Here is a 24,179-nt window from a genome sequence, read left to right as displayed (position 1 = left end):
ATAAAAACAAGAAAATAATGCTAAAAATATATTTTTAACATTATTTTACAATTTATAAAACGAATTATCTAATCTACTCTCCTGATGCGGACTTTGCCCCTATAGGATGTGGGTTTCATCACGGACAATCTTCTGTTGGGTGTTTTGGGCAAACTGTTCTAAGAGTATTTCTTTGTCCTGCCCTAAGAAGTCAAAACTATCTTGCTGGGCATGGCGTACGGTGTATAGGACAACATTCTCAGTACAACTGACCTTGAAGCGCTTACTTAGATCTTCCAATAGGAAGGAAAGATTTTTATACTTGTCTTCTATACACAGGTTGAAACTAATAGCTGAGTTTTGTAACAGACTTACTTTGATCTGATAAGTAGCTAAAAGATTGAAGATAAAACTGATATTCTCTTCTGCGATAAAAGAAAAATCCAAGGAGGAGAGCGATAGTAAGTGCTGGTGCTGCTTGCGAATGTAGCAAGGAATCTTAGGAGATAGCTCCTTGACATTGCATACAGAACTCCCTGCTTGCTCAGGGTGTAGGAACGAACGCACATTCAGCGGAATATCCAACCTTTGGAGAGGTTGTAGGGTTTTGGGATGAATTACAGAAGCCCCATAGAAGGCCAGTTCTATAGCTTCCTGATAGGGAATTTTCTCCAATAGCTGGGTCTGTGAAAAGTATCTCGGATCGGCATTGAGCACTCCTGCCACATCCTTCCAGATAGTGACATTTTCTCCCTTGAGGCAATAGGCAAAGATAGCTGCAGAATAATCAGATCCTTCTCTTCCTAAGGTTGTCGTGAAATAGTTGGGGTCACTGCCTATGAATCCTTGGGTGACATACATCAGTGAAGGGTTGATGCTCTCTCGAATGCTACGTTCTGTCTCTTGCCAATCCACTTCTCCTTCTTGGTAATTACTATTGGTTTTTACTAGGTTACGCGCATCAAGCCAAGTGTTACGTATGCCCTTGTCATTGAGGTAATGGCTGATGATCTGAGTGGAGATTAGCTCTCCGAAGCTTACAATTTGGTCATATACAAAGCTATATTTAGGAGATTTGTTTCTCTCCAAAAAAGAGGAAATCTCTCCAAAAAGCCCGTCTATTTTCCAGTAAATAGGGTGATTTTTGTTTTCAAAAAGTGTGTTGATGATTTGGTAATGGAAATCCTTTACTTTGTCAATACTTTGAGCAAGACCTTCCTGATTCTGTTGGAAATAATTTTCTACGACTTCCTCTAAAGCATTGGTAGTCTTTCCCATGGCGGAGATGACAATAAGTATATCTTTTCTTGGGTTCTTTTCAAGAATGGATGCCACATTGCGGATACTATCGGCATCTTTTACAGAAGCGCCTCCAAATTTGTATATCTGCATAAAAAAAGAATTATAATAATTAGGAATAAGGACAAAAAAAGCTATCTTACAAAGACAGCTTTTGATGATAAGAGTGTGCTATTATGCATTGGAAAGCATAGTAGGCATCACGAGCATGTATATTTTTTCACCTTCATCCAATCCGTCGGCAGGAGTTAGGATTCCAGGTCGGTTGGAGTAGGACATTTCTAAAAGAATTTCATCAGAAGAGAGATTGCTTAGCATTTCTATAAAAAACTTAGAATTGAATCCTATTTCCATATCATCTCCTTCATAATTACAAGGAATTGTCTCATTAGCTCTATTGTTGTATTCTATATCTTCAGCAAAGATTTGTAGAGAGTTCCCAACAATTTTGATACGCATCTGATGTGTTGCCTTGCTGGCAAAGTTAGAAATACGTTTGGTAGAGTTTAGAATTAGGTTTCTGTTGACAATCAGTTTGTTAGGATTTTCCTTAGGGATTACCGCTTCATAGTTAGGGTAAGTACCATCAATCAAGCGACATACATAATCCAACTGGTCAAAGGAGAACTTCGCATTGCTTTCGTTGTATTCGATAGTTACTTGTGTCTCACTGCCTGCCAAAATTCCTTTCAGCAGGTTCAATGGTTTTTTAGGAATTACGAAAGCGGCAGGTTGGTCTGATTTGATATCCTGACGCTCATATTTTACCAATTTATGTGCATCTGTAGCCGCAAAAATAAGTCCTTCCTCAGTAAAATTGAAGAATACCCCATTCATAATAGGGCGAAGATCGTCATTTCCTGTAGCAAAGAAGGTACTTTGTATAGCAGTAGCCAAGATATCCCCCATAAGGGTCACCTGTGAGGCGTTCTCTATCTCCACTACCGAAGGAAATTCATTGCTGTCCAAATAGGCAAGAGTATACTTACCATTGTTAGAAACTATATCAATGGTATTGTTATCATTGATAATAAAAGTAAGTGCTTGTTCAGAAAAAGTCTTAAGAGTATCAATCAAGATTTTGTAAGGAACAGCAATACTGATACTGTCAGTACTTTCTACCTCTATCACACCCTTGATTGTTGTCTCTAAGTCAGAGGCTGATACAACTAATTTGTTTTCGGATAATTCAAAGAGAAAATTTTCCAAAATGGGCATAGTGTTATTACTATTAATAACCCCGCCTATGATTTGGAGCTTTTTCAACAAATACGAACTCGATACTATAAATCTCATGATGGTTGTTTGCGTTAGTAAAAATATGTGCAAAGGTATTTCAAAAAAAGCAAACTATAAAATTTTTCACGAAATATTAAGAAAAATGTTTCCTATACCAAAATCTTAATCCTATTCCTATAACACTGAGTAGTACGAGAGGAACGATGAAAGCTATTAGTTTCCAATAAGTTATTTCCTTTTCTAACGTTTTTTTGTTCAAAAAAGGGAGGGTTACTTTCTTATTTCTCAGTTGCAGAAATGCGGTATCGTCCAAGAGGTAATTGACACAATTCTGCAAGAAAGCCTTATTGTCAAAGAACTGATTTGTCCACTTGTCATATCCCAATTCTATGGGTTCTCCCTGTTGGACATCATTACGGATAATATCGCCATCGGAGACCACAATCATTTTAGTAGGAACACTCTCATCCTTTTCCTTGAGCTGTGGAATGGGTTTTACCCTATTTTTGTAGACAGAAGTGAAACTCCCTTCCAAGAGTACCGCTACAGGGAAATTTCCTTTGTCATATCCTTGGGTAGTTTTCTCGGGAAAGTCCAAGACAATTTCTTTAGGGGTTCCTTCTTGTTTGGATAGGGGAGAGGAACTCAAGAGTACCTGTTTTTTGATGCCATTGCTTAGGGTATCTATACTGCTGACAAATTGCATACGAATACCATCTAAGTTTTTGTTGATCAAGTGATTATTACTCGATAGTATCATAGGAGAATATACCCAAGGAATAGGGGTATATTGGGTCTGGCTTCCACTACCTTGTGCTACAACGATTTGGGTAAAATACCAATCATTGATCAGGTCATAGTTCAAGCGAACTCCATACTTGAAGAGTATATCTGTCAGGTTTAGATCTTGTGGCATGGCCATGGTATGTCCTTGTTGCCTGAAGATATCTTCCATGGAGGCAATCACAGGATCCAATAGCCAAAGTACACGCCCACCATTCATGATATATTGGTCAAGGACTTGCTTTTGTTCATCAGTGAATCTCTCTGTAGGTTTGGCGATAATACACAAGTCGAAGTCAGATAGTTGCTTGAGAGTCTTCTCCGGCGAGGTAGCCACAGAGTCCAAGACAAAAGGAGCTATGTGGTAGTAGTCTTGCTCAAAACGAAGAAAGTCAGCGATTTGTATATCTGGTAGGGTGCCATTACTTCGGATAATAGCTATTTTTTTCTGCTTTTCTAAGAGTATCTTGTACAGAGCATCGGAGAAGGCATATTCCAGATTTTGTACGGAGAATTGTACTTTCTCTTGAGAAGATGCCCCTAATTTGTTGCGTAGTAGGGAAACGCGTTCTTGCTTGTCTCCTTGTGTGAGAATTGCCCATGGTAGGATATATTCCTCGGAGGTTTTTCCTTGTGAAGAAGAGGTAATCATAAGAGGAGTGAAGCCCTCCATACTTAGCTTTTGTAACTGCTCATCCGGATTTTTTCCTTCCAAAGGGTTGAGAAATTCAAAATGGATATTCTTATTTTTTGCCTTGTATTCCTCTAATAGTTGTAATGTTTCTACCTGCAAGCGCTTGTATTCGACAGGAATATTCCCTTTGAGTAATACCTTTATATTCACTGGGGTTTTCACTTGCGAAAGTACTTGTAGGGTAGTAGGGGAGAGGGTATAGCGCTTGTCCGCAGTGAGGTCAAATCTCTTATAGAGAATTTGACTCAAAAAGAGCACTGCTGCCAAGACAACCACCACTAAAGAAAGAGAAAGAGTATATTTTTTTAGGGATTTCATTTTTTTTCAGCTTGTAAAAAGAGTTGGGTTACATATAGGAAAAACAAGGTTATACAGAGAAAATATAGAATATTTCTCGTGTCAATCACTCCTCGACTGATATCTTCAAAATGTGCCTTGAAACCTATTGAGAAAAGTAAGTTGTCACTGAAGAGGGTTATGATCTCGTCCAATCCAAAAAAGAGGAAAAAATTAAGAAAAGTAGCAATTACAAAAGCAATAATCTGGCTTTGGCTTAGGGCAGAGGATAGCATCCCCACGGCCACAAAAGTAGCTCCTAATAAGAAAAGGGCTATATAAGACCCTATCGTACTGGCCATATCCATATTGCCTTTGGGCATGCCTAATTGCCATACCATATATACATAGATACCTGAAAAAAGTAACAGGACGAAGATGAAAAAAAGTACAGAAAGGTATTTGGCAAGTACAATCTTCCAAGTGGAAATAGGATAGGTAAAGAGCAAGGGAAACATCCCACTGCGCTTCTCCTCGGAGATAATACGCATGGTTAGCGCTGGAGTAAGAAAAACAAATATCCATGCTGAGAGCAGAAAAAAGGGTTGCAGGGAGGCAAACCCACTCTCAAAGATATTATAATCTCCTGAGAGAATCCATAGAAATAGATTGTTGAAAAGCAAAAAGGCAGCTATCACAACATAGCCTATGGAAGAGGTGAAAAAATATCGAATTTCTTTTTTGAATAAAGCCTTCATTCTTGAAAATGAGTTAACGAAATTTGGGTCAAAAGTACAACTATTTTTTTTCCTGACAAAGATTTTTCCATTTTTTGATATAACGACTTTTTTATAGGAAGAAATACCCGAAGAATGGTCTTCAAAAAAGTTTTTTACAAAATTCATATATTTGGTGAGTGATAAAGAGTAATTTGGCATAATTATTGCATACCAGAGCACTTGTAAATCAAGAAATATAATTAAATATACAATGGAAATGAAAAAAATCTTTTTATTTATTTTTGCTTTTACAATATCTTTTTCTCAAGCACAGAATGCTGATAAGGCAAAAGCTTACTTAGATGAGGTATATAAAAAAGTGACTTCATATAAGAATATCTATATAGATTTTCGCTATTCGTTCGAGAACTCCAAAGAACGTATCAAACAGGATACTCGGGGAAATGTAACCCTCAGTGGGGAAAAGTATTTACTCAACTATATGGGAGTGACCAAAATCTTTGATGGAAAAAAATATATACTATCATTCCTGAAAACGAAGAGGTTACCATAGAGGGAGCTGAGAATAAGGATGAGCAAATGATCATGCCTTCTCAGATGCTGACTTTTTACAAAAAGGATTTTTCCTATAAGTGGGATATAGTACAGCAGGTCAAAGGACGTAAGATCCAGTATATAGAGCTTAAGCCTACCAAACAGGCCTCTGATATCAAGCTTATTCTTTTAGGAATAGATACCACTACTAAGCACATTTATAACCTTATCCAGATAGGGAAAAATGAAGCAAAAACGACTATTACCATCAATGAGTTCAAAACTAATCAGCCTCTGAGTGGTAATGAGTTTATTTTCAATGAAGCTAAATACAAAAAATTAGGTTACTATATCAACAAATAGTCCTATTATAGAAAAATTCTATCTTACATGAAGATATTAGACCGCTACATATTATCCCGTTTTATTTTTAACTTCATCAGTTCTTTCCTTATCATCATGGTGATTTTCATCTTCCAGACGATATGGCTCTATGTGGATGAACTGGTGGGGCGAGGGCTGAGTTTTCTTGTGGTGATAAAATTTATCGCCTTGATGTTACCCAACCTCATTCCGCTAATTCTTCCTCTTACGGTGGTACTTTCTTCTATCATGACCTTAGGTGCTTTTGGGGAGAGTTATGAGTTGGCTGCTATGAAGGCCTCTGGAGTATCTTTGCTCAAGGCTACCCGTATGCTGATTCTTTTCATGGTGCTTCTCAGTATAGGGGTTTTCTTTACTTTCAACAATCTACAACCTTGGTCTAATAGGAAGTTTGTAGCCCTTAGGGATAGTATCAAGAACAAACAACCTTCGCTGGCCATCAGTCAGGGAATCTTTAACAATGTACAGGATTTTTCTATCAAAGTAGCTAAGAAAACAGGGGAGAATGAACAATATTTACACGATATTGTTATCCATAAAGTAGGGATAAACGGGGATACTCGTACGGTCATAAAAGCTAAAAATGGAGAACTCTCAGGACATAAAAAAGGTTCGGATGTACTGCAACTGATTCTCAAAGATGGGTCCTATTATGAAGATGTATATAATGATAAAAGTGATATCACTTTTCCTTTTGTTAAGGCCAAGTTTGAAACTCATGTTCTCAATATAGATATTAGTGCTCTCAATGCCGATATTACTTATGATGAGAATGCAGAGAGGGATTATTATAAGACAATGAATATCAGTCAACTCTCTCATGCTCTGGATTCTATTGTACAGAACTACCAACAAGAAACTAAGGATTTTGGGGAAAACTTTTATCGCCGAACAGGAATTGCTTATATAGCTGAAAAACCAGAAAAAGAAGTCATTCCCTCAGCTCCTATCACGGATATGCAGCAACTAAAAGAGGCTTATAAAACTAAAGGAAGTCTACCTCAACTATATAGCTTAGCTAAGGATAATATTATTTCGCTGGTCAATAGTTTGGATAATAACAAGGATAATGTAGAATATCAGCAAAAGCTCATCAATGTATATCGTCTTACTCTAAGTGATAAGATAGCTTTGGCAATCACTTGTTTTGTACTTTTCTTTGTAGCAGCTCCTCTGGGAGCTATCATAAGGAAAGGAGGGATAGGTATGCCCTTGGTAGTGGCCATAGGCTTGTTTTTATCTTACTATTTTTCAGGGTTATTGACTAAAAATATGGCAACTAATGGGAATATAAACCCTTATATAGCCCCTTGGGTGCCTACTTTCTTCTTGTTGCCTTTGGGGGTATACCTTACTATTCTTGTCAATGAGGACAAGCCTATAGGTAATATCGCTGGATTATTCCATTGGATTAAGCAAAAGGTTTTCAGAAAAAGTTAGCTATTATTTCACCAACTAATCACGTTACTCACTATGCTTGATTTATTAGGCCGTTCCTTATTAGATTATCAAAACGGAGATCGATCTTCGGATGTATATGTACAAACAAATATTTCCCATAGAGAGTATCTCTCTCGGGCTCATTTTTTTCGTTCTTTCTCTCAGATGATTCCTATAGAGCAACAAGCACTTACCCTTTCTCAAGGTCGTACTTTGGATGTGGGAGCAGGTACAGGCTCTCATGTGCTATACTTACAAGAGAAGGGAATAGAAGCAATAGCTTTAGATATCTCTCCTTCGGCCATTGAGATATGCAAGCAAAGAGGGGTGAGGGTGGCTATCTGCTGTGATATATTGCAGTATGAGGGGCAAGCTGATACTATCCTAATGCTAATGAATGGCATTGGATTATGTCAGAAACTTTCTCTTTTGGATACATATTTGCAAAAGTTAAAGACACTACTAACTCCTCATGGACAAATATTACTGACCTCTACTGATATTATCTATATGTTCGACCAAGACGAGGATGGTAGCTACTTAGTGCCTGTCTTTGAGGATACAGATTACTATGGGGAGCTTACCTATACTATTACTTATAAGGGGGAAAAGGAGTCCTTTCCTTGGCTTTTTATAGATTATAATACCTTGCAAAATGCCGCTCATCACAACGGACTTCTCTGTGAACTCATCGCTGAAGGGGAGGCCTATAACTATCTAGCTCGCCTTAGGCGGAAGGCATAACCTTATTGGTTAAGGTTATGCTTTGCCTTTTTGCTTCCTTCATAGATAGAATAATTCACCAAGCGACTCTCTAACTTTCCGTTGAATAGTTTTATCTTGTGCGAAGGGCGTAGCCCTACATGCTTGAGAGCCTCTAAGTTAGAGGTGATAAACCAAGCTTCCGTATTAGGATAGTGTTGCTTGAGGGTGTCACCTATTTGACTGTAAAATAGTTGAGGGTTGATCTCAAGACGCTCTCCATAAGGCGGGTTGAAAGCCATGAATAGAGAAGTTTCTTTCTCCTTTTTTGTTTTGAAGAAATCCTGTTGGATTACTGTTATATATTCTGTAAGTCGAGCATTTTTTATATTTTCTTTGGCTTTAGTAACAGCGGAAGGGGCTTTGTCGTACCCATATAAGTGATAGTTGAACTCTTTGGCCTTAGCGAGGGAACTGTCAAAGATAGTTTCAAAAAGGTCTACATCATAGTCTGTCCACTTCTCAAAAGCAAATTCTTTTCGGTGAAGTGAAGCAGGTATATTACAAGCTATCATAGCGGCTTCTATAAGGAAGGTTCCACTTCCACACATAGGATCTAAGAAATCACTCTGTCCTTTCCAACCACTCAGCAATAAGATGCCAGCAGCCAATACTTCATTGATAGGAGCAATATTAGTTTGGGTACGATACCCTCTGTGGTGAAGTGAAGCGCCAGAGGTATCCAAGGATACAATCACTTGGTTATCACTTTGTATATGTATAAATAACTGCAGATCAGGATGTAGTGTATCCACATTGGGGCGTTTCCCGGTGGTAACTCTTAGCTTATCTACTATAGCATCTTTGGCTCTGAGGGTCATATATTGGGAGTGATGAAACAGATCAGTGGCCAAAGTGACTTCTACAGCAAAGGTCTGGGTAGGGGAGAGTAGCTGCTCCCAATCATACTGATAGAGCTTTTGATAATAATCCTTTTCATTACGTACACGGAACGAATGGATGGGCTTGAGTATCTTCAGGGCTGTACGTAAGCATAAGTTAGCTTTGTACATGAAGCCTTTATCTCCTGAGAAGGAGACACTACGTACTCCTTTTTGTATCTGGGTGGCACCCAAGATCTGTAGCTCTTTTTCTAAAATCTCTTCAAAGCCAAAGAAAGTCTTGGCTACCATAGGGAAATTTTCCATAAAATATAGGGTATTTGCAATTTTATCTTTTAAATATAGGTAGAGTATAGTAGGCGCCAATAGCTATGCGATGTAGCTGCTCATTATCCTTCCTTAGGGCTTGGTCATAGTGAAGGGTATTGCCTACATAGGCCACATAGAATCGTAAGTCTTGGCTCAGTAGGGGAGCATATTGACCTGCTAAGAAATAGATATAGTTGGTACGTAGGGATTCACTTAGTTCTTTTCGGCTTCCTGTAGTCTCTATTCCTATCTTGGTGGTAGCACTCCATCTGTCAGTGATTTGGTAATCATAGCGAGAGACGGCACATTTGTAGACTATATTCTTATGCATGAGGTATGCTTCTTTTGCGAGGCCTTTGTGAATACTTAACAATTTTGATGAGGTTAGTCCAAAATCGGCTCCCATGTACGAATATACCAAATCCAAATAGGCAGTATGTTTGCCTATTTGTAGCTTGTTACCTAAGGAAACAGAATGGGTATAGTATCCTTTGGCAAACTGGGATAGGTTATAGGAATACTTGGTCTTGAATTTTCCATCCCATAGAGAGCTATTCCAATACAAATACCCTCCTATAGGTGCTTTGGAAGCAGTAAACCCTTCGGTGGTGAAGAGGTTGTTTTCCAAATGCTTAGCAAAAGACTCATTCAGGGTATTGTGGAGTTGTATTCCTACTTTGTGCTGGGGGGTAAGCTGATAGGAAAGTTGTAGGCCAGCCAAGAATATATTGGCATAGACTCCGTTGAGGTAGTCGGTAAAGATGTATTCGTATAGTGGGTTGATATCCTGTTCGAAGGAGCCCATAACCGAAAGTTGTTTCCCTATTGTGGCCTCCCAGCGATGCTCCTGATCAAAATGATAGGTTATATATGCATAATCTAACGCATCGGAAGCATTGTCCTGAGAAGTCGGAGAAAAGGCTTTGTTCAATCGAAAACGTACTCTATAGGAGAGGAACTCATTGTAGTCTCCTTGCACATTGAGCCGAGCATTGTCTATCTTGAAATGAGAACCTGAGAGAGCTTCTTGACTATGATAATCAGAGATAGCTCCTCCTCTGAAATAAAGTTCTACATTAAGTTTTTTTGCAGAAAGAGACTCAGAGAGACTGTCTTTCTTCTCTTTTGCAAACAAAACCTGTCCTAAGAGAAATAGAAGAAAGAACAGGTTTCTTATTTTCTTTGTCATGATAGTGTATTATACTAATTTCTATTATTTCTTATAAAGGGGTAGGGTATAGGCCATACCTAAGGCAACACGATGGAGTTGTTCTAATGGGATATTGAGTTCTTTTTTATAATCAATAGTATTGCCTATATAAGCCACGTAGAAGCGGAAATCTTCTGTCCTAAAGGGCTCATATTGCCCTGCACAAGAGTAGATATAATTGGTACGATGGTGTTCACTTAGGATATTTTGATTGCCAGAGAACTCTACTCCTACCTTGGCTGCTATACTCCAATGATCCGTGAATTGATATTGGTAACGAGAGATGAGTCCCTTGTATACCATATTCTTGCGCATGGTATAGTTCGCAGGGACTACCTGTTCGAATTGGTTTAGGGTTTTGGATCCCAAAAGAGCATAATCAGCTCCCATATGTGAGTATATAAGGTCTAAGTATGCTAAGTGATTTCCTATTGTCAGTTGGTTGCCTAAGGAAATAGAATGGGTGTAATATCCTTTGACAAATTGGGAGAAGTCATAGGAGTAATAGGTGTGAAGTTTGTTCTCGAAGAAAGTTCCCATCCAGTATAGATAAACTCCCAAAGGAGTCTTTGAGGCCTTGAAATCTCCAGAAACAAAGCCATTATTGGCAAGGTGTGTGCCAAAGGATTCATTCAGAGTATTGTGCCCTTGTATACCTATCTGATGTCGGTTATTGATTCTGTACCCTGCTTGCAACACAGTCACAAAACCATTGACAACATAATTCAAATGGTCTGAGAAGATATATTCATATAAGGGATTGATATCCAATTCGTAAGAACCTATCATGCCATAGGCTCTTCCTATACGCATTTCCCATTGATGCTCTTTTCCAAAGGTATAGGTAAGAAAAGCAAAATCCAATCCTACAGAGGCATTGTCTGAAGACGTAGGGGTGAAAGGGCGATTCAGGCGCATACGTATGCGATAGGATAGGTTATCGTCATAGGAGCCTTGTAGGTTGAGCCGAGCATCTTCTATACGAAAAGCGGCCGATGAAGGTGTATGAGTGTGTTTCTCCGCACTGAAATTACTATTGATATAGAAGTTGAATAATAGTTTTTGAGCGGACGAGGGGGCGGAAAGTGTATCTGTCTCTTCTGTGTGGGAGACTCGTGCAAAGCTAAAAAAACTAACTAAAAAAAATATAAATAATAGGTACTTCCTCATAAGGAAAATTAAAAAATATAAAAACAAACTGCCTTACGAGGCTGTCCGATGTTTTTCAGTCCCATTATAGGAGTTATTCATTTACTAAAAATCAGGATACTTCGAACAGCCCCATAGAGCAGTCCCCTAAAAAATTAAAAAAACGAAACCAAAAATTATAGTTTGATAGTGAGTACCGGCTTTTGAGAATGGTTCACTATATCTTCACTAATACTGCCATTGAACAGATGCATAAGCACACTCTGTCGTGCAGGAAACATACAGATCAGGTCACTCTGATGATCTTCAGCAAAATGGATAATACCTTCTTCTATAGAGAAATCACTGTACATATGGATATTATGGGATAGTATTTCCTTGTGTTCGGTAGAAAAACTGTCAATGAGTACTTTTATCTCTCTGCTTGAATTGAAGTGGTAAGGAGTATTAATATATACAAAATCAATCTTAGCCCCTAATACTTGGGCAAAAGATATTGCTTTCTGGAAAGCATCTATGTATTTCTGAGAGAAATCACAGGCGAAAACAATCTTTTTCACCTCATTGATATTTGTCTTGTCCTTAATCACTAAAACAGGTACAGAAGAAGTGCGAACGATTTTCTCGGCATTAGAGCCTAAGAAAAGTTCCTTAGACCCAGTAGCTCCTGTGGAGCCCATGACGATAAAATCAATGGATTCTTTTTCCAAAAGGGTCTTTACGGAATTGGTAAGAGTGCTGGTTTCTACCACAGTCTTCACTTCTACTCCTTTGGCTTGGAGCTCTAAGGAGAGCTTCTTTACATTATTCGAAGCCTCTCTCATGAAGAAGAGTTCTTCAGGAAGTACAGAAGTAGATTCTGTAACGAATCGCTGGGGTAGCTCTACACAATGCAATAGAAAAATGGTAGCTCCATTCTTCTTTGCCAAATCCACAGCCACATCTACCGCATAGATAGAATGTTCCGAAAAATCAGTGGGTACGAGAATGTTTTTCATGATAATAACAGTTTTATATTAGACAATCTTTGAATTATTTTACGCCGTAAAATTACGTTTTTATTTCACAAAAAACAAATTTCACTCACACTTTTTTTCTAAATAATAAAAAAATAAATACTAATAAATATAAAAATAAAAGATGATAACTCACAAATTATCCCAATTTTGTTACAGTGCCGCTTTTAATATGTATTTTTGCACAAGATTTAATCTCTATTAATTAGTAATTTTTATACACGTGTTAGATTTTTTATACCCTATAGAGGATTTCTTTACTCAAAAAAACTATATTCCACAAACCATTGGCGGTAGAATACTTAAGCATACCCGCAAGGAAGGATTACCTTCATTGGAAGGGGTGCAAATCGCTGTTTTTTCTCTCTTTAATAGTGAGAATATACTCAAAAACTCTTTTAGAGAGTATTTTTATAGTCTTTATTATGGAAATTGGGATCTTGTGTTGGCTGATTTGGGCAATATCCCCGAGGGAACTACACAAGAGGATACTTTTATAGCTATTCGCGAGACGGTTTCTTTTTTGATGAAACAGGGTATTATTCCTGTCTTCTTAGCCTCTGGGGTGGAGAATACTTATGCACTTTATCGTGCCTTTGACTCCATGGAGCAAATGGTTAATCTCGCTTGTGTGAGTCCACTTTTTGGTTTTGGGGATGAGTATGAAATCTTCTCAGAGGATAGTTATATGAGCCGTATCCTGATGGAGACGCCTACACATCTGAACCACTTTTCGAACATAGGTTATCAAACTTACTATAACCCTCAGGAATCTAAGGACTTATTGGATAAAATGTTTTTCGAGAGCTATCGCTTGGGAGAAATTACTTCTTATATGGAGCAGGTAGAGCCTATCTTGCGCAATACAGACTTGGTAAGTATTGATATGGCTGGAGTACAGGCCGCAGATATTGATATGCCTCAAGGATATGTCAATGGTTTCTCAGCACGTGAGATCTGTGCCATTAGTCGCTATGGAGGGCTTAGCTCTCAGACAGCTGTACTGGGACTATTCAATGTACCTACTTCTGTCAGAGGTCGCATGCTTATAGGTGAGGTGATCTGGTACTTTATCGAAGGGGTCAATTACCGTATCAAGGAGTTCCCTACTATAGAGGATAAGAATTACACCAAACATATCGTTCTCTTGGATGATTTTACCATTGAGTTCTATAAAAGTAACCGCACTGGTCGCTGGTGGATACTTCCCAGTGAGGCTTCCAAAGGAGCATTTATGCTGCCTTGTACAGAAAGAGATTACCAAAAAGCGCTGGAGGGAACTATCCCACTTCGCTGGTGGAATCTTCATCAAAGATCTCTCAGCTAATAAGCTTAATAACAGACAATTATTAAAAATAGAAGAACTAAAAGTATGCTCAGAAAACTGCTTTTTTTCCTGTCTTTTTTCTTCTCAATAGGCCTTTTTGCTCAAGATAGTATCAGCTTTAAGTCCATAAGACCCAAGCCCAAGAAAAAAGATAGTATTACCCTCACTTCCCGAGATTATAAGCGTATTTCCATTTTCAGAGATACCACAGCAGTGGATACCACTCTTACGCTTAAGGCTATGTACCGCCAGAATCCCGTCAGAAGGGATATGTTCGCTTATGTACCTTTTCAGAATATGGGGCAGACTTATACATCGCTGGCCTATGATTACAGGAGTGTAGGGATTTCTTCTGATTTTGGTATGAGGGGGAATCGTTTCTATTTTTCTCAGGCACAGCAGATTCCTTATTTCTATCTGCCTACACCTATGATTGAGTTTTCCTTTAAGTCTGGTATCTCTCAAGGACAGATGTTGCAGTCTTTTTTCTCTGCCAATCTTACCCCTGAGTTTAATCTCTTTATCCGCTACAATGCTTTGCGTTCGCTGGGGGATTATAAGAATATTCTTTCTTCTGTAGGGAGCTTTTCAGCGGGATTTTCTTATTATTCAAAGAATAAAAGATACTTGGCTATGGCTCATTATGCCAATGAGGAGGTGAATCGTCAGGAGAATGGGGGCTTACTCTATCCAGAACAGTTTGGCCAAGGGGATGACCAATTCCGCAATCGTGCTAGGTTAGATGTTGCTCTATCGGGGGTCAATTCAGAGGAAAACCTAAAGCGCTATTTCTTACAACATCAGTATAATTTTTTGCCTGCTTCTCATCGGGAAGGTGGCTCGGAAATATTGCTGAAACATCAAGTAGAATACCAGAGTAGAAACTATTATCACTCTCAGTCAGAGATGGCCTCCAATGGGGTCTTAGGACAGAGTTTTACTCTAAAGAGTCTTCAGGATAAGCACTCACTTAGGGAGCTAACGAATCGCTTAGGGGCAGAGCTTTCTCTACCTTATTTAGGGAAGACTTTTCTCTATGGAAAATCTTATTTCTACAATTATTTTGCTAAGGGAATTTTCGTAGATAACAATGGAAACTTTATTCCTCACCAGATAAAGAATACGGATTATGGTATAGGGGTACAGTGGAGGAAGAATTATAAGGGATTTGCTATCAATGCTCAAGGGGAGCAAATGATCTTAGGAAAGCTCTTAGGGACAGAGATAGCAGGAGATCTTTCTTATACTTTTGATGAAAAAAACAAGGTGATTGCTGGGGTGAATATCACTTCCAAGATGCCTAATTTCAATTTTTTGCTTTACCAAAGCGATTATAAGAATTACAATTGGTATCACTTAGATGATTTTTCCAAAGAAAATATCCAAACTATCTATGGATCGGCTTATACACAATGGGGAAATCTCTCTTTGGATATTACCAATATCAATAATTACACTTATTTCCAGCTACAGCCGGCTTCCTCTAGGGAGAAAAACCAGTCCAAGCCAGCACAGTATACTGGAAATATTCAGTACTTGAAGCTCGTAGGGGAAAGAGAATTTCGCTTGGGTAAGTGGGGATTGGAGAATACTCTGATGTATCAACAGGTATTGCAGGACAATGCTAATGTGTTCAATGTCCCTTCACTAACCACTCGCAATACTTTGTATTTTACTACCTTTATGTTCAAAAAGGCAATGTTCCTCCAGACAGGGCTTACTTTCAAGTATTTTACTAACTATTATGCTTATGAGTATAACCCTCTCTTGGCGGACTTTCAAGTACAAACTCAGGAGAAAATAGGAAATTATTCTGTGACTGATTTTTTCCTCAATGCCAAAGTAAGGACTATGCGTATTTTTTTCACTGTAGAGCACCTCGAGGCACTACTGGGAAAATATAATTATTACGCTGCCCCTAACCAACCTTATCGCGACTGGAAAGTACGATTGGGTATTATATGGTATTTCTTCAAATAGGAATATTACTTTTTTATTTTATTTTTTACAACTTAATTTTTCAATGTATTTAGTAACCCAAAATCTTTATTTTCCTCCAGTAGAACAAGCTGACAAAACAGGGATACTTGCCCTAGGGGGCGATCTGTCTGTACCAAGACTGCTCTTGGCCTACAGAAGTGGAATCTTTCCTTGGTATAATGAGGATGAACCTATCATATGGTGGGCACCGCCTAAGCGTATGGTGGTCTACCCCGAACATTATAGTATGCATAAAAGTATGCGCAATGTATTCAACCAACACAAATATACAGTAACTTTTAACAAGGCTTTCCAGCAGGTGATAATCGCTTGTAAGGATATCTATCGTAAGGACCAGCAGGGGACTTGGATTACCCAAGAAATTATCGAGGCTTACACTCGTTTGTACGAATTAGGGTTGGCTCGTTCGGTAGAGGTTTGGAAGGACGACCAGCTTGTAGGAGGACTCTATGGAGTAGATATAGGCAATGGCATCTTCTGTGGAGAAAGTATGTTCACCAAGTCTTCCAACGCAAGCAAGGTGGCTTTCTATACGCTCTTGCAGGAGCTCAAGGAAAAAAACTACCTGCTCTTGGACTGTCAGGTATACAATGACCACTTAGCTAGTTTGGGGGCTTTCGAAATCCCTCGGGCAGAGTTTATGCAGATCTTATTGAAAGGAAATATCTCACTGAGAGTAAAAAAATTGAAACAGACAAAATAGTATGAAAGAAGATTTTTTACAATACCAAGCTCCTACCTCTCTATATCCTTTGGGATTGGAGGTTGCTCGTGCAGAAGGTTCTTACATTTATGACACTCAGGGCAAGGCTTATTTGGACTTAGTCGCAGGTGTATCAGCGTGTACCTTAGGGCATTGTCATCCCAGGGTAGTCAAGGCTATACAGGAACAAGCAGCCAAGTATATGCATGTGATGGTCTATGGGGAGTATGCTCAGTCTCCAGCTGTGGAGTATTGCAAGCTCTTGGCTGAAAATCTTCCTAAGCCACTGGAAACTACTTATTTGGTCAATTCTGGTACGGAGGCGATTGAGGGAAGTATCAAGCTGGCTAAGCGTGCTACAGGTCGCTCTCAGATTATTGCCGCACGCAAGGCCTATCATGGCAATACACAGGGGTCACTGAGTATCATGGACTATGAGCTACGCAAACAGCCTTTTCGCCCTTTGATACCTGATGTGGCTTGGATTGAGTTCAATAATGAGGCAGAGCTACAGAAGATTACCCACCGTACAGCGGGGGTTGTACTGGAAACTATACAAGGAGGAGCAGGCTTTATCACCCCAGAGAATGACTATTTGGCAAAAGTAAAAAAGCGCTGTGAGGAGGTTGGGGCACTGCTTATCTTGGATGAAATACAACCAGGATTTGGACGTACTGGTACACTCTTTGGGTTCCAAAACTACAATGTAGTCCCCGATATCATTGCCATTGGCAAAGGAATGGCCAGTGGTTTGCCTTGTGGAGCTTTTGTGGCTTCTTATGAGCTGATGCACCTTTTGGCAGATAAGCCTAAGATGTCGCATATCACTACCTTTGGCGGCAATCCTGTAGTGGCAGCGGCTTCCTTGGCCACTCTTAGGGAACTACTCTCTACAGACCTTATGGCACAGACTCTGGAGAAGGAGCAGCTCTTCCGCAAGCTCTTAAGACATCCTAAGATAAAGGCTGTCCATGGCAAGGGACTCATGTTAGCGGCCATTATGGAAGATGAAGATTTGGCCAATCATGTAATTCTCTATGCTCATGAGCATGGGTGTATATTCTTTTGGTTGCTTTTTGAACTCAGAGCAGTGAGAATCTCTCCTCCTTTGACCATTAGCTATGAGGAGATAGAAAAGGCTTGTGCTATGATTATAGAGGCCATTGAGTGTTATCAGAAATAACCTTTTTTATAGATTCCAACCTAATTTTTTTCCTATAATAATTTTTAAGCTATTGTAGGTAACTACCTCTTGCAATTCCTCCATAGGGTCTCCTCCTTGGGATTCTATGGAGGCTACTTTTTCACGAAGTTCTTCTATTTTTTTATTGATGAGCATCTTGCGGAAGTTCAGTATAAGCGAATTGATAGCCACAGCCAAGTCCTCTTCTATGCTTTTGACAACCACATCTTTTCTGCCCCAGTTGTGCAAACGTATTTTTTCTTCTTCCGCTTGGAAGGTTGCTACCAATGAGGCTATCTGTGGGGAAAGTTCGTGGACGATCTTGGAAAAATCTTCCAATCCTTCTTGGTATTTTCGGATGAAAAAGTCGTAAAACTCCTTGAACTCAGGTGTGGTAAGCTCTATCTCATCGGCTTGCAACTCCAAAAAGAGCTTTTCATACACCTTCATCCTTTGGGAGAGCTCTTGGTTTTTTTCTTCCCCTGTTTCCTTGTCATAATACAAGAAATTTTCATAGAAAACACATTCCTTAGTACCATAGAGTAGAAGATACTTGATTAATTCCCTTTCCAAGACCATGATAGGGGATACTCTTTCTACGGGTTGTACTGGGGCTAAGGCTGTTTCTTTCTTTGCTTTCTTGAGCTCTTGTTGTGCTTTGATAAGCTCTCGTTGGTTGATTTGTGAAAGCGAAGCAAAGAGTACATCCTCGGAAATTTCCATGATCTGAGCACACTCTCTTACATAGATTTCGCTCTTGATAGGGTCAGTGATCTTCGAGATACTCTCTATCATATCGCGAATGGTATCGGCGCGTCTTAGAGGGTCATCCTTGGTTTCGGACATGAGCAAGGAAGCCTTAAAGCGGATAAAGTCCTGAGTGTTTGTTTTAAAATATTCTTGGATCTCTTCCAAAGAATTGCTTTTGGCAAAGCTATCAGGGTCTTCTCCTTCGGGAAAGGTACAGATACGAACATTCATTCCTTCGGCAAGGATCATATCCACACCTCGAATAGCGGCTCTAAGACCTGCCGAATCTCCATCGTAGAGTATGGTGATATTTTGGGTAAGGCGGCGGATAAGCCGTATCTGTTCTTGGGTGAGGGCTGTACCACTGGAAGCCACTACATTCTTAATACCTCGTTGGTAGAGCTGTATCACATCGGTATACCCTTCTACTAAGTAGCAACTGTCTTCCTTGGCGATAAAAGGCTTAGCTTGGAAGATACCATATAGTATCTGGCTCTTATGGTAGATATCACTCTCTGGAGAGTTTAGGTATTTAGCTTCCTTTTGTTTTTCCTTGGAGAGGATACGCCCACCGAAACCCAATACACGTCCGCTCATGGAGAGAATGGGGAACATCACTCGCCCTCTGAAACGGTCTATCTTACGATTATCTTCCTTTACAATTGTCAGCCCTGTTTTTTCTAAATGGCTCAGATTCATCCCTTTTTTTAGGGCTTCATCGGTGAAGGCACTCCAGCTATCGGGAGAGTAGCCCAGTTGGAAAACCTCAATCATCTCTGGGGTAAAACCACGTTCCTTGAAGTAAGTTCCTCCTATGGCCTTGCCCTCTTCGGATTCTAAAAGAGTCTTATGGAAATAGTCACGAGCATATTCACTGACAAAGTACAATCCTTCTTTTTCATTGGCTTTGCTTTTCTCTTCCTCACTTTGCTGGGTCTCTTCTAATTCTATATTGTATTTTTTGGCCAAATAACGGATGGCCTCCACATAGGAAAAATGTTCGTGTTCCATAAGAAAAGCAATAGCATTCCCTCCCTTTCCGCTACTGAAGTCCTTCCAAATCTGTTTGGCTGGGGATACGGAAAAGCTCGGGGTACGCTCATTGGTGAAGGGGCTTAGGCCTTTGTATCCAGAACCTGAACGCTTGAGCTGGATAAAATCGCCTATGACTTCTTCTACACGAATGGCATCATATACTTTGTCTATGCTTTCTTTGGTAATCACTTAATTGATTGTTTATTTATTCTATATTTCGTATAATTCTATCGGAAAGCTATCGGGATCTTCCAAAAAGGTAAAGCGCTTACCGGTGTACTCATCGGTGCGGATAGGCTCACACACGACCCCTTGACTTTCCAAGTAAGTAATGGACACTTCCAAATCCTTAACGGCCAATGCCAGATGCCTTCCTCCACAAGCCTCAGGATGGCTCAGACGCTTAGGTGGGGTAGGGAAGGAGAACAATTCCAAGATATACTCTCCATTGAGACACAAATCCAATTTGTAGGATTGCCTCTCTGCTCTATAATGTTCTGCTTGTATCGTAAAAGGTAAGATTTCTGTATAGAAATACTTAGATTCCTCATAATTACTACAGATAATCGCTATATGATGTATTTTTTCTATTTCCATTTTAGACTTTAATAAGGGAGCATTAATCATTAATAAATGATCTCTTCCAAGAACAGCGCATGTCCAGGTACGGAATAGCCTGCTTTAGAACGGTCTTTGCTCAGAAGAATCTGTTGAAGATCTTCCAAGGATAACCTTCCTCGCCCGATCTCTATCATTGTTCCAACAATAGCACGAACCATGTTGCGTAGAAACCTATCTGCGGTAATCCTGAAAATAAGCAAGTTCCCTTCCTTCCGCCAATAAGCTTCCTTTAGCTGACAGTTATAGGTCTTTACATCGGTATTTACTTTTGAAAAACATTGAAAGTCTGTATGTTGTAATAGTATTTCGCCTGCCTTATTCATCAGGGAGAGATCCAGAGGGAAATGTATATAGTAGCTCTGTTCATATAGAAAAGGATTTTTCTCAAGAGCTATGAAATACTGATAGGTACGAGAGCAGGCATCAAAGCGCGCATGTGCATCGTTCTTGACTGGAAATATCTGCTTTATGGCAATTTCCTTAGGCAGAAAGGAATTGAGTTTTTCCACTAAGCGATCAGGTAGGGAAGAATCACTATCGAAATGGGCATAATAATCCCTAGCGTGTACTCCCGTATCGGTACGCCCTGCTCCTACCAGGGCTATTTCTTTTTTGAGAAGCATGGACATAGCCTCCTCTAATTCCTCCTGTACAGAAGGGGAATGGGGTTGTCGCTGCCAGCCACAGTAGTTTTTTCCGTTATAGGATAGTTGTATGAAATAACGCACGAGTATGTCTATATAGTTTGCTACCAAAGTCCCTCTATACTGCCCTTTCCTTGGCGAATAAGCTCAGGCACTCCTGAGGAAAGGTCGATCACAGTGGAGGCTACATTATCTCCATATCCTCCATCTATGACTATATCCACCTTGTCTTGCCATTTTTCAAAGATAAGCTCGGGGTCAGTGGTATATTCCAAGACCTCATCCTCATCATAAATGGACGAGGAGACTATAGGGTTGCCCAATTTCTCTACCAAAGTACGTGCAATGGTATTGTCAGGAATACGAATCCCCACTGTTTTTTTCTTCTTGAACTCCTTGGGTAGGTTGTTGCTCCCTGGTAGGATAAAGGTATAAGCTCCCGGCAAGGCTCGCTTAAGGAGCTTGAAGGTAGTGGTATCTATTTGTTTTACATAGTCCGAAAGGTTGCTCAAATCGGCACAGATAAAGGAAAAATTGGCTTTGTCAAGTTTTATTCCCTTGAGCTGTGCAATGCGCTCCAAGGCTTTGCTGTGGGTGATATCGCAGCCCAAACCATATACCGTATCGGTAGGATAGATGATCACGCCTCCTTCTCTGAGACAGTCTACCACTTTCTGTATCTCCCTCTCATTAGGGTTCTCTGGATATATTTTTATAAACTTAGCCATTCTTAGGTGTTAGGTTTTAAGGGTTAGATATTAGAATTAAGGGTTAATTCATTAGGGCGTAATAAATTGCATCTCTCCAGATGAATACACTTATCTGTAGTTATCTTAGTCAGCGTTAGGGTAGAAACGCAATTTATTGCATCTTAGAAAGTTCGCGAACTTCTTAAGGACAAATTATTCATATACTTCGTAAGGGTGAATTATTCATATACTTTATGAGGGCAAATTGCAATTCGCCCCTATACATGTGTCTCAACATATATTAAGGACGTTCTTCATTTTTATTCCTCCCTCTTTGCCCGCAAAAATACAATAAAATAATGAAAATCACACTATTTCCTTCTATAAAAAAATGTATTCTTAATAAAAGTTAAATTTTATATACCGTAAATTATTGTAAATCAATTTTTTAAAATGATATTTTAATATTATCTTGAAATATTTAGATAAAAAATAAATAGTGAAGTCATGAATAATAGATAAAAAGTCGTACTTTTGCCGAAATTTTCGTAAATGGTAACTATAGAGCAACTTAAAGAACTTAGCCAGCGAGTAGAGAATTTAGAGAAATACCTCCAGATTGACAAGAAAAAAATAGAGATTGCCAATGAGGAGGAGAAGACGTTGGCTCCTGATTTTTGGGATAGTCCTAAGCAGGCACAGCTATTGGTTCAGAAGCTCCAATCCCAGAAAAAATGGGTGACTGATTACGAAAAATCGGCTGAGATGGTCGAAGAACTCCAGATCATGCTGGACTTCTACAAGGAGAATGCTATTTCCGCCGAGGAAGTAGAGGATTTCTATGGGCAGACATTGCTTCATATAGAGAACTTGGAGTTTCGCAACATGCTTTCTGATGAAGGGGATGCTCTTAGTGCTGTGCTACAGATCACCGCAGGAGCAGGAGGTACTGAGAGTTGTGACTGGGCTTCTATGCTTATGCGTATGTATATGATGTGGGCTAACAGACAAGGATTTTCTGTCAAGGAACTCAACTTCCAAGAGGGAGATGTAGCAGGGGTGAAGACTGTAACTTTAGAGATAGATGGCGAATTTGCCTTTGGCTATCTCAAGGGGGAGAATGGTGTACATCGCTTGGTGCGTATCTCGCCTTTTGATAGCAATGCTAAGCGACATACCTCTTTTGCTTCGGTGTATGTGTACCCCTTGGCAGATGATACTATAGAGATAGAGATCAATCCAGCTGATATTTCCTTCGAGACCATGCGCTCTAGTGGGGCTGGAGGACAGAATGTCAATAAGGTGGAAACGGCTGTACGTCTCCGTCACCACCCTACAGGCATTATCATAGAAAACTCTGAAACCCGCAGCCAGTTGGACAACAAGAATAAGGCTCTCCAATTGCTCAAATCACAACTTTATGAAATAGAGCTTAAAAAACGCCAAGCCAAGCGTGACGAGATTGAGGCTAATAAAATGAAGATAGAATGGGGTAGCCAGATACGTAACTATGTCATGCATCCTTATAAATTAGTCAAAGACGTACGCTCTGGCTATGAAACTACCAATGTAGATGCAGTTATGAATGGTGAATTGGACGATTTCCTAAAAGCATATCTTATGCTTATGGGACAACAAAATAATGATCAATGATCAATTGTCAATGCTTAATAGTTAGTCTTTCTAACTTATACTCTTTTTCGAAAAAGGGCATAAGTATTATTAGGATCGAGATTGTCCGGAAATAAAGAATAAATTAACTAAAATACTAAATATCAACTATATAAAACATAGATAACTTAGAAAATTAATAATTAACAATTGACAATTAACAATTAATAAAGATGGCGAAAAATTTAGTAATTGTAGAGTCTCCTGCCAAGGCAAAAACCATTGAGAAGTTTTTGGGCAGTGATTACAAGGTGATGTCCAGTTATGGACATATAGCCGACCTCCCTGATAAGGAATTAGGGGTTGATGTAGCACATGGATTCAAGCCTCAGTACTTGGTCGCTGCCGATAAAAGAAACCTTGTAAAAGCCCTCAAAGAAGAAGTGAAGAAAGCCGATACAGTATGGTTGGCTTCCGATGAAGACCGTGAGGGAGAAGCCATAGCTTGGCATTTGTCTGAAGAGCTTAAACTCTCTCAAGAGAAGACCAAGCGTATTGTCTTCAACTCCATTACTAAGTCCGCCATAGAGCATGCTATAAAGAACCCTCGAGGAATTGACTATAATTTGGTCAATGCCCAGCAGGCACGCCGTGTACTCGACCGCTTGGTAGGGTATGAGCTATCCCCTGTATTGTGGAAGAAAATCCGTAAAGGGCTCTCCGCAGGGCGTGTACAGTCCGTATCGGTACGCCTTATTGTAGAGCGCGAACGCGAGATACAGGATTTCCAAAGTGAAGTCTCTTATAAGATCACTGCTGAGTTCCTTACTAAGGAAGGAAAGCTGATCAAGACCTATACCCATAAGTCCTTTCCTACCCAAGAGGCAGCCAAAGCTTTCTTAGAGAAGAATATAGGTGCTACTTTTTCTGTGGGAAGTCTTGAGACCAAGCCTGCTAAG

Annotated in this window: 20 protein-coding genes and 1 pseudogene; 9 read left to right on the top strand and 12 right to left on the bottom strand. The window is 39.6% G+C overall.

All coding sequences use genetic code 11. From position 1 onward, the window contains the following. Positions 1 to 99 precede the first annotated feature (99 nt). The 4 genes from CAPGI0001_RS06395 to CAPGI0001_RS06380 all read right to left on the bottom strand — a co-directional run bounded on the left by CAPGI0001_RS06395 (position 100) and on the right by CAPGI0001_RS06380 (position 5,229). Positions 100 to 1,371, bottom strand: coding sequence for an aspartate kinase (locus tag CAPGI0001_RS06395; RefSeq protein ID WP_002668448.1), 1,272 nt, complete (start codon positions 1,369 to 1,371; stop codon positions 100 to 102). Positions 1,372 to 1,452: 81 nt separating this feature from the next. Beyond that, positions 1,453 to 2,574: a DNA polymerase III subunit beta gene (gene dnaN / locus CAPGI0001_RS06390; RefSeq protein ID WP_040359841.1), complete on the bottom strand. Its 1,122-nt coding sequence runs from the start codon at positions 2,572 to 2,574 to the stop codon at positions 1,453 to 1,455. A gap of 76 nt (positions 2,575 to 2,650) precedes the next feature. Further along, on the bottom strand, positions 2,651 to 4,312 hold the full coding sequence (gldG, locus tag CAPGI0001_RS06385; RefSeq protein WP_002668059.1) for a gliding motility-associated ABC transporter substrate-binding protein GldG: 1,662 nt from the start codon (positions 4,310 to 4,312) through the stop codon (positions 2,651 to 2,653). Then, positions 4,309 to 5,229: an ABC transporter permease gene (locus tag CAPGI0001_RS06380; protein WP_345908476.1), complete on the bottom strand. Its 921-nt coding sequence runs from the start codon at positions 5,227 to 5,229 to the stop codon at positions 4,309 to 4,311. Before CAPGI0001_RS06380 ends, gldG begins: the two co-directional genes overlap by 4 nt. Positions 5,230 to 5,266: 37 nt before the next feature. Here CAPGI0001_RS06380 and lolA1 point away from each other — a divergent pair. The 3 genes and pseudogenes from lolA1 (at position 5,267) to CAPGI0001_RS06365 (ending at position 8,112) form a co-directional block, all read left to right on the top strand. After that, a pseudogene (gene lolA1 / locus CAPGI0001_RS06375) lies at positions 5,267 to 5,907 on the top strand (outer membrane lipoprotein periplasmic chaperone LolA1). A 27-nt stretch (positions 5,908 to 5,934) separates the two neighbouring features. Continuing rightward, the gene (locus tag CAPGI0001_RS06370; protein WP_002668074.1) at positions 5,935 to 7,368 is read left to right on the top strand and encodes an LptF/LptG family permease; all 1,434 of its coding nucleotides are present in this window, start codon (positions 5,935 to 5,937) and stop codon (positions 7,366 to 7,368) included. Between the two features lie 33 nt (positions 7,369 to 7,401). After that, entirely contained in the window at positions 7,402 to 8,112 is a 711-nt protein-coding gene (locus CAPGI0001_RS06365) for a class I SAM-dependent methyltransferase (RefSeq protein ID WP_002667943.1), read from the top strand. A gap of 2 nt (positions 8,113 to 8,114) precedes the next feature. Here the strand turns inward: CAPGI0001_RS06365 and CAPGI0001_RS06360 are convergent, their stop codons facing one another. From CAPGI0001_RS06360 to CAPGI0001_RS06345, 4 genes are all read right to left on the bottom strand, one after another. After that, positions 8,115 to 9,278 carry a THUMP domain-containing class I SAM-dependent RNA methyltransferase gene (locus tag CAPGI0001_RS06360; protein WP_002668126.1) on the bottom strand — a complete coding sequence of 388 codons (1,164 nt, stop codon included), beginning with the start codon at positions 9,276 to 9,278 and terminating at the stop codon, positions 8,115 to 8,117. 22 nt (positions 9,279 to 9,300) lie between these two features. Continuing rightward, the gene (locus tag CAPGI0001_RS06355; protein WP_002668321.1) at positions 9,301 to 10,470 is read right to left on the bottom strand and encodes a porin; all 1,170 of its coding nucleotides are present in this window, start codon (positions 10,468 to 10,470) and stop codon (positions 9,301 to 9,303) included. 24 nt (positions 10,471 to 10,494) lie between these two features. Beyond that, positions 10,495 to 11,661: a porin gene (locus CAPGI0001_RS06350; protein ID WP_002668571.1), complete on the bottom strand. Its 1,167-nt coding sequence runs from the start codon at positions 11,659 to 11,661 to the stop codon at positions 10,495 to 10,497. A gap of 155 nt (positions 11,662 to 11,816) precedes the next feature. Continuing rightward, complete coding sequence (locus CAPGI0001_RS06345) at positions 11,817 to 12,638, bottom strand: universal stress protein (protein ID WP_002668122.1); 822 nt, start codon at positions 12,636 to 12,638, stop codon at positions 11,817 to 11,819. 241 nt (positions 12,639 to 12,879) lie between these two features. On the opposite strand from CAPGI0001_RS06345, the gene CAPGI0001_RS06340 reads away from it, so the two are divergent. From CAPGI0001_RS06340 to CAPGI0001_RS06325, 4 genes are read left to right on the top strand one after another with little or no spacing between them, the layout of a single operon-like run. Then, positions 12,880 to 13,983: a formimidoylglutamase gene (locus CAPGI0001_RS06340; RefSeq protein ID WP_002668299.1), complete on the top strand. Its 1,104-nt coding sequence runs from the start codon at positions 12,880 to 12,882 to the stop codon at positions 13,981 to 13,983. A gap of 45 nt (positions 13,984 to 14,028) precedes the next feature. Next, positions 14,029 to 15,963: a putative porin gene (locus CAPGI0001_RS06335; protein WP_002668446.1), complete on the top strand. Its 1,935-nt coding sequence runs from the start codon at positions 14,029 to 14,031 to the stop codon at positions 15,961 to 15,963. A gap of 43 nt (positions 15,964 to 16,006) precedes the next feature. After that, positions 16,007 to 16,687 (top strand): leucyl/phenylalanyl-tRNA--protein transferase, encoded by a 681-nt coding sequence (gene aat, locus CAPGI0001_RS06330; protein ID WP_002667980.1) that lies wholly within the window; start codon positions 16,007 to 16,009, stop codon positions 16,685 to 16,687. 1 nt (position 16,688) lies between these two features. Then, positions 16,689 to 17,870 carry an aspartate aminotransferase family protein gene (locus CAPGI0001_RS06325; RefSeq protein ID WP_002668038.1) on the top strand — a complete coding sequence of 394 codons (1,182 nt, stop codon included), beginning with the start codon at positions 16,689 to 16,691 and terminating at the stop codon, positions 17,868 to 17,870. 6 nt (positions 17,871 to 17,876) lie between these two features. Here the strand turns inward: CAPGI0001_RS06325 and dnaG are convergent, their stop codons facing one another. From dnaG to CAPGI0001_RS06305, 4 genes are read right to left on the bottom strand one after another with little or no spacing between them, the layout of a single operon-like run. Next, positions 17,877 to 19,844, bottom strand: coding sequence for a DNA primase (gene dnaG / locus CAPGI0001_RS06320; protein ID WP_002668355.1), 1,968 nt, complete (start codon positions 19,842 to 19,844; stop codon positions 17,877 to 17,879). Between the two features lie 21 nt (positions 19,845 to 19,865). Beyond that, the gene (gloA2, locus tag CAPGI0001_RS06315) at positions 19,866 to 20,252 is read right to left on the bottom strand and encodes an SMU1112c/YaeR family gloxylase I-like metalloprotein (protein ID WP_002667954.1); all 387 of its coding nucleotides are present in this window, start codon (positions 20,250 to 20,252) and stop codon (positions 19,866 to 19,868) included. Between the two features lie 29 nt (positions 20,253 to 20,281). After that, positions 20,282 to 21,004 carry a tRNA pseudouridine(38-40) synthase TruA gene (gene truA / locus CAPGI0001_RS06310; protein WP_002668415.1) on the bottom strand — a complete coding sequence of 241 codons (723 nt, stop codon included), beginning with the start codon at positions 21,002 to 21,004 and terminating at the stop codon, positions 20,282 to 20,284. Between the two features lie 20 nt (positions 21,005 to 21,024). Then, on the bottom strand, positions 21,025 to 21,648 hold the full coding sequence (locus CAPGI0001_RS06305; protein WP_002667984.1) for an L-threonylcarbamoyladenylate synthase: 624 nt from the start codon (positions 21,646 to 21,648) through the stop codon (positions 21,025 to 21,027). 513 nt (positions 21,649 to 22,161) lie between these two features. On the opposite strand from CAPGI0001_RS06305, the gene prfB reads away from it, so the two are divergent. Both prfB and CAPGI0001_RS06295 read left to right on the top strand, forming a co-directional pair. Continuing rightward, positions 22,162 to 23,262: a peptide chain release factor 2 gene (gene prfB / locus CAPGI0001_RS06300; protein WP_002668128.1), complete on the top strand. Its 1,101-nt coding sequence runs from the start codon at positions 22,162 to 22,164 to the stop codon at positions 23,260 to 23,262. A 191-nt stretch (positions 23,263 to 23,453) separates the two neighbouring features. Beyond that, a partial coding sequence (locus CAPGI0001_RS06295) for a type IA DNA topoisomerase (protein ID WP_002668600.1) occupies positions 23,454 to 24,179 on the top strand: 726 nt, incomplete at its 3' end.

Source organism: Capnocytophaga gingivalis ATCC 33624 (assembly GCF_000174755.1).
GTDB lineage: Bacteria > Bacteroidota > Bacteroidia > Flavobacteriales > Flavobacteriaceae > Capnocytophaga > Capnocytophaga gingivalis.
Note: the sequence above shows the minus strand (reverse complement) of the source record. Positions and strands in the feature narration are given on the sequence as shown.

What these genes read in the sequence shown, in the direction of transcription:
- dnaN (WP_040359841.1), bottom strand. Translation starts at nt 2,574, where the DNA reads ATGAGATTTATAGTATCGAGTTCGTATTTGTTGAAAAAGCTCCAAATC.
- CAPGI0001_RS06355 (WP_002668321.1), bottom strand. Translation starts at nt 10,470, where the DNA reads ATGACAAAGAAAATAAGAAACCTGTTCTTTCTTCTATTTCTCTTAGGA.
- CAPGI0001_RS06370 (WP_002668074.1), top strand. Translation starts at nt 5,935, where the DNA reads ATGAAGATATTAGACCGCTACATATTATCCCGTTTTATTTTTAACTTC.
- aat (WP_002667980.1), top strand. Translation starts at nt 16,007, where the DNA reads ATGTATTTAGTAACCCAAAATCTTTATTTTCCTCCAGTAGAACAAGCT.
- prfB (WP_002668128.1), top strand. Translation starts at nt 22,162, where the DNA reads ATGGTAACTATAGAGCAACTTAAAGAACTTAGCCAGCGAGTAGAGAAT.
- CAPGI0001_RS06325 (WP_002668038.1), top strand. Translation starts at nt 16,689, where the DNA reads ATGAAAGAAGATTTTTTACAATACCAAGCTCCTACCTCTCTATATCCT.
- CAPGI0001_RS06365 (WP_002667943.1), top strand. Translation starts at nt 7,402, where the DNA reads ATGCTTGATTTATTAGGCCGTTCCTTATTAGATTATCAAAACGGAGAT.
- CAPGI0001_RS06335 (WP_002668446.1), top strand. Translation starts at nt 14,029, where the DNA reads ATGCTCAGAAAACTGCTTTTTTTCCTGTCTTTTTTCTTCTCAATAGGC.
- gloA2 (WP_002667954.1), bottom strand. Translation starts at nt 20,252, where the DNA reads ATGGAAATAGAAAAAATACATCATATAGCGATTATCTGTAGTAATTAT.
- gldG (WP_002668059.1), bottom strand. Translation starts at nt 4,312, where the DNA reads ATGAAATCCCTAAAAAAATATACTCTTTCTCTTTCTTTAGTGGTGGTT.
- CAPGI0001_RS06360 (WP_002668126.1), bottom strand. Translation starts at nt 9,278, where the DNA reads ATGGAAAATTTCCCTATGGTAGCCAAGACTTTCTTTGGCTTTGAAGAG.
- CAPGI0001_RS06350 (WP_002668571.1), bottom strand. Translation starts at nt 11,661, where the DNA reads ATGAGGAAGTACCTATTATTTATATTTTTTTTAGTTAGTTTTTTTAGC.
- CAPGI0001_RS06345 (WP_002668122.1), bottom strand. Translation starts at nt 12,638, where the DNA reads ATGAAAAACATTCTCGTACCCACTGATTTTTCGGAACATTCTATCTAT.
- CAPGI0001_RS06305 (WP_002667984.1), bottom strand. Translation starts at nt 21,648, where the DNA reads ATGGCTAAGTTTATAAAAATATATCCAGAGAACCCTAATGAGAGGGAG.
- CAPGI0001_RS06395 (WP_002668448.1), bottom strand. Translation starts at nt 1,371, where the DNA reads ATGCAGATATACAAATTTGGAGGCGCTTCTGTAAAAGATGCCGATAGT.